2 protein-coding genes are annotated in these 1,203 nt (G+C 40.6%); both read right to left on the reverse strand.

The features are described from left to right. Nucleotides 1-40: 40 nt before the first annotated feature. The gene (locus tag Q0095_RS09360) at nucleotides 41-580 is read right to left on the reverse strand and encodes a hypothetical protein (protein WP_177389145.1); all 540 of its coding nucleotides are present in this window, start codon (nucleotides 578-580) and stop codon (nucleotides 41-43) included. Further along, nucleotides 577-1,203, reverse strand: a 627-nt coding sequence (locus Q0095_RS09365; RefSeq protein WP_366806373.1) for a CDC27 family protein, incomplete at its 5' end; no start/stop codon positions are given. The genes Q0095_RS09365 and Q0095_RS09360, both read right to left, overlap by 4 nt.

Genomic DNA, 1,203 nt, shown 5'->3' on the forward strand with positions numbered 1-1,203 from the left:
AAAATCGCAACGATCTGCTCTTCAATCTTTGTCATCGCGATCACCAATAAATTTTAATAGAGCTAAGCTTATCGCCAGCATAAATTGCAATTACCATCTTTTTTACCTCTTCCTCTTCTTTGATAAAAAGCTCGGCACGCTCGCCGTTTTCTAGGGTAAAGACATACGTATCACTCTTTTTTACGTATGCTCTCTCCGTAAATTTATCAAAAATTTCAGACAAAATATAATTAATTTTAGGCGTTCTTATGTAGCTTATGTCTACGCCGTCGCAAAGCGCCAAATAAAGCATCTTTTTTTGAAAAATTATGGTCGAATAAAGAGAAGCATTCTCGCGAGCCTCTTTCGTCTTATAAAGCATCACCGTAGGCACGACGAGCTCATTTACTTTATCCATTTTCAGGCATGCCTTGGCATACATATTCGCAAGCGCCTCGCTCTGCTCCTCGATGAATAAATTTCGCACGCTTTCTTGGCAGATGCGGTTATACTGACCGATCTGATCCCAGTTGCGCACGTCATCGGCGCTAACTGCAAATAACGACGCGATCGCAAAAGCTAAAATATATAAAATTTTCATAGTTTATCGCTTCTTATCTTTGAAATGAGGTTAGAAATTTCGCTATTTTTCGCCTTTGCATTAAAGGTCTCAAGAGCGTAAAGCGCGTCTTCTTTACGACCCTTTTTATAATTGGCTTTAGCAAAAATTATCCAGCTGGCGACGTTGTCCTTATCAAGCTCATTTGACGTAAGAGCCCATTTGATCGCATTATCGTAGTCTTTCTTATTATACGCTTCTTCAGCTAGCGATAGCGAATACTCAATCTTATTCGTCGCGTAAAATTTACTCTCCAAGCTCTGCTTATCTTCGCTTAAATTTGAAGTTTTTATCTCAATTCTGGAACTTAGCGGAGCGCTACTTGCGGTATTTGTAGAACCTCCAGAGAAATTTGATTTAGGCGGCAATGGAGCACGCCCAAAATCTATAACCTCGTTTTTAGGCGGCTGATTTGCAAAAGCTGCGTTATTGGTATTAGGCACATTAAATGTAGGAGCATTTTGATTGCTAAAATTCTGTCCGCCAAAATTTTGACCGCCGAAATTCTGAGCCTGAGCCTGCCCGCCATAGTTTCCGCCATTTTCGTAATTATTGGTTATCTTAAACCCACCGGAATCCTCGCTGGATAGTACACCCACGTCGTT

The organism is uncultured Campylobacter sp. (assembly GCF_938045535.1).
Lineage (GTDB): Bacteria > Campylobacterota > Campylobacteria > Campylobacterales > Campylobacteraceae > Campylobacter_B.

What these genes read in the sequence shown, in the direction of transcription:
- Q0095_RS09360 (WP_177389145.1), bottom strand. Translation starts at nt 580, where the DNA reads ATGAAAATTTTATATATTTTAGCTTTTGCGATCGCGTCGTTATTTGCA.